Genomic DNA, 2,425 nt, shown 5'->3' with positions numbered 1-2,425 from the left:
GCCGCTGGCGAAGGCCTGGCCTTCCTGGCTGAAAACGCCAAGCGTGACGGCATCACCACCCTGGCTTCCGGCCTGCAGTTCGAAGTACTGACTGCCGGTGAAGGCGCCAAGCCATCCCGTGAAGACACCGTGCGTACTCACTACCACGGTACCCTGATCGACGGCACTGTGTTCGACAGCTCCTACGAGCGTGGCCAGCCTGCAGAATTCCCGGTTGGCGGCGTGATCGCTGGCTGGACCGAAGCCCTGCAACTGATGAATGCCGGCAGCAAATGGCGCCTGTACGTGCCGAGTGAACTGGCTTACGGCGCTCAAGGCGTTGGCAGCATTCCGCCGCACAGCGTTCTGGTGTTCGACGTCGAACTGCTCGACGTTCTGTAAGACTGCCCTGCCTGTAGGAGCCGGCTTGCTGGCGAATTGGATCTACCCGGTTTGAAGTCTGGACCGAGGTGACTGCATCGCCAGCAAGCCGGCTCCTACAGGTTTTGCGTTTTTCATAGTTCCAACTTGTGCTGCAGATCATGCGAAGGGCGCAACGCCCGCGCATAGCAGAACAGAAACAGGTTGCGCACCACTTCCTTGAGCACCACAGGCTCGATTGAGCTCAAGCCGTTGAGGTCCAGGTCACCCTGATCCTGAAGTTCGTTCAACGCTTCCTCTTCCAGTACGGCACAGACTTCCCCGGTTTCCCGATGAAGGATCCTGAGGTAAGGGTGCGGGCGATCCAGCCAGGCATCGATCAAATAAGTCATGGGTTCTCATCTCCATTGATGGTTTTCAATGAGAATAATTCCTATTCAATAAATAGCAAGGATCGATTAGAGGTTTGCGCTTTTTTCCGGGTAAAGATTGCGTAAGGTCAAAATGACTGGCCTTTGGCTATTGCGTGAAATTGCTGGGCGGGACGGGAGAGGGCGAAGCACCATCCCACGCTTGGCGCGGGATGGAATACAGCAATATCAGACTTTTCTGACGAACTCGGATTTGAGTTTCATCGGGCCGATGCCGTCGATCTTGCAGTCGATGTCGTGATCGCCATCGCACAGGCGGATGTTCTTGACCTTGGTGCCGACCTTGACCACCAGGGACGTGCCCTTGACCTTGAGGTCCTTGATCACGGTAATGGTGTCGCCGTCCTGCAGGACGTTGCCGACCGAATCCTTTTTCACCGCGTCATCGGATGCCGCTTCGGCTTCGCCGGTGGCGGACCATTCGTGGGCGCACTCAGGGCAGATCAGCTGGGCGCCGTCTTCATAGGTGTATTCGGAATTGCATTTCGGGCAGGGTGGCAACGTGCTCACTAAGGCTCCTTGGATTCAGGATCGCTAAAAAGCGCACATTGTATAGGGTTTTTAGCGGGTGAGGGGCGACACATGAATTGTAGGGGCGAAGCTTGTCCGCGAAGGCGATCTACCAGTCGACATCAATTTGACTGACAAATTGCCTTCGCGGCAAGCCTCGCTCCTACGAAGGGAGTATCAGTGCGTGCGGGCTACCGAAAACTCGCTCAGTTCAACCAGCGCATCGCGATACTCGCTCGGCGGCAGCACTTCGAGGCATTTGATCGCTCGGGCCACATAATCGCGAGCCAGTTGTGCGGTGTATTCCAGCGAGCCCGAGGCTTCCACGGCTACGCGGATGCTCTCCAGGTCTTCGATGCCGCCTTTCTGGATCGCCTTGCGCACCAGGGCGGCCTGTTCCGGCGTGCCTTCGCGCATGGTGTAGATCAGCGGCAGGGTCGGCTTGCCTTCGGCCAGATCGTCACCGACGTTCTTGCCCAGGGTTTCGGCATCGCCTTTATAGTCGAGCAGGTCGTCGACCAGTTGGAAAGCCACGCCCAGGTGATCGCCGAACATGCGCAGTGCTTCGCTCTGCTCGGGCGTTGCGCCGGCCAGGGCGGCGGCGCTGTGGGTCGAGGCTTCGAAGAGCATCGCGGTTTTGCCGCGGATGACTTCCATGTAGGTTTCTTCGGTGGTGCTGGCGTCACGAACCTTCGACAGCTGCAAGACTTCGCCTTCGGCGATGATGCGCGTGGCTTGCGAAAGGATCTTCATCACGGGCATGGAGCCCAGTTCGACCATCATTTCGAATGAGCGCGAATACAGGAAGTCGCCGACCAGTACGCTGGGTGCATTGCCCCACATGGCGTTGGCGGTCGAGCGGCCTCGGCGCATGCCGGACATATCGACCACGTCGTCATGCAGCAAGGTAGCGGTGTGCAGGAATTCGATGGTGGCGGCCAGCAGTCGCAGGTCATCGCCTTCACGTCCCAGGGCCTTGCCAGACAGCAGCACCAATAAAGGACGCAGGCGCTTGCCGCCGGCCGAGGTAATGTAATCGCCGATTTTCGATACCAGCGGCACTCGGGAAGTCAGCTGCTTCTTGATGATGCCGTCGACGGCGCTAAAATCGTCCGCCACCGCGC

General features: G+C 58.5%; 4 protein-coding genes. 1 reads left to right on the top strand and 3 read right to left on the bottom strand.

The annotated features are described in order from the left end of the window. A partial coding sequence (locus tag D8U18_RS26930; RefSeq protein ID WP_131109057.1) for an FKBP-type peptidyl-prolyl cis-trans isomerase occupies positions 1 to 381 on the top strand: 381 nt, incomplete at its 5' end. Between the two features lie 113 nt (positions 382 to 494). Here the strand turns inward: D8U18_RS26930 and D8U18_RS26925 are convergent. The 3 genes from D8U18_RS26925 to D8U18_RS26915 all read right to left on the bottom strand — a co-directional run bounded on the left by D8U18_RS26925 (position 495) and on the right by D8U18_RS26915 (position 2,420). After that, complete coding sequence (locus D8U18_RS26925) at positions 495 to 752, bottom strand: hypothetical protein (RefSeq protein WP_131109055.1); 258 nt, start codon at positions 750 to 752, stop codon at positions 495 to 497. Positions 753 to 959: 207 nt separating this feature from the next. Continuing rightward, positions 960 to 1,301, bottom strand: a complete 342-nt coding sequence (locus D8U18_RS26920; protein WP_028624609.1) for a zinc ribbon domain-containing protein YjdM — start codon at positions 1,299 to 1,301, stop codon at positions 960 to 962. Positions 1,302 to 1,478: 177 nt separating this feature from the next. Beyond that, complete coding sequence (locus D8U18_RS26915; protein ID WP_177435069.1) at positions 1,479 to 2,420, bottom strand: polyprenyl synthetase family protein; 942 nt, start codon at positions 2,418 to 2,420, stop codon at positions 1,479 to 1,481. Between the last annotated feature and the right edge of the window lie 5 nt (positions 2,421 to 2,425).

This window comes from Pseudomonas sp. Sample_10 (assembly GCF_004321495.1).
Taxonomy (GTDB): Bacteria; Pseudomonadota; Gammaproteobacteria; order Pseudomonadales; family Pseudomonadaceae; genus Aquipseudomonas.
This window is presented reverse-complemented; position numbering and strand designations above follow the sequence as displayed.

Coding starts and splice junctions, on each gene's coding strand:
- D8U18_RS26925 (WP_131109055.1), bottom strand. CDS start 752: ATGACTTATTTGATCGATGCCTGGCTGGATCGCCCGCACCCTTACCTC.